At 43.8% G+C, this 682-nt stretch carries 1 protein-coding gene; it reads right to left on the bottom strand.

Features of this window, described 5'->3' with window-relative positions; genetic code table 11:
* On the bottom strand, positions 1-611 hold a 611-nt coding region (locus H5158_RS23805), incomplete at its 3' end, for a peptidoglycan-binding protein (RefSeq protein ID WP_182740985.1).
* Between the last annotated feature and the right edge of the window lie 71 nt (positions 612-682).

The raw sequence follows: 682 nt of genomic DNA, 5'->3' as shown, positions 1-682 counted from the left end.
GCAATTCCATCTACTTCAAGGTCGTGCTCGTATTGAAAATCCCTCACACCGGCTTTAGTTTTTGCGCCGTTAACGCCATCAACTGTGCCACAGTCAAAGCCCAATAAATTGCAGCGTGCTTGCACACCTGAAAGTGTATCGATGGGGTCTAAATGACCAACTTGTGCGGTAAAACTTTCACTGGGTGAGCTTTGATCTTCCTTGAGATATAAATCAACCTGAGCGGTGAGCGTGTCGTTCTCATTTAGCTCAACTTCAACTAGGCCGTCGCTCGGTAAAACGGTATCGATAGTTTGGCTGCCTATGTTGAGTACAATACGTTTGCCAGTGATGTCATCACCATCTTCATGAATTATTTGCAGGCGAAAATATTCTTTTTCGTTTTGTACAACAAACGTATTTAGGCTGTTAGCGCGCAGTGGCATAAACTTTTCTTTTTTAGGTGGTATGGTAATTTTATCGCCCGGGTAAATTAAGTTTGGATCAGGGCGCAGCGCTCTAAACTCAGCATTGCTTGGGTGGTTATACAAGGCGGTTGAGGTTTTATAACCATATTGGCGTGCTATGCGTAGCAGTGTTTCGCCTTGTGCGACGGTGTGTTGTTGTGTCATTGAAATATCCTTATCCCTAAATATAAATATCGCCAGAGCAAGTCTACGTTTAGGTGATGTTGCCTACTGAC

This window comes from Pseudoalteromonas sp. SR45-6 (assembly GCF_014163545.1).
Taxonomy (GTDB): Bacteria; Pseudomonadota; Gammaproteobacteria; order Enterobacterales; family Alteromonadaceae; genus Pseudoalteromonas; species Pseudoalteromonas rhizosphaerae.
The sequence above is the reverse complement of the archived record's forward strand: the minus strand, read 5'-3'. Positions and strand labels throughout refer to the sequence as shown.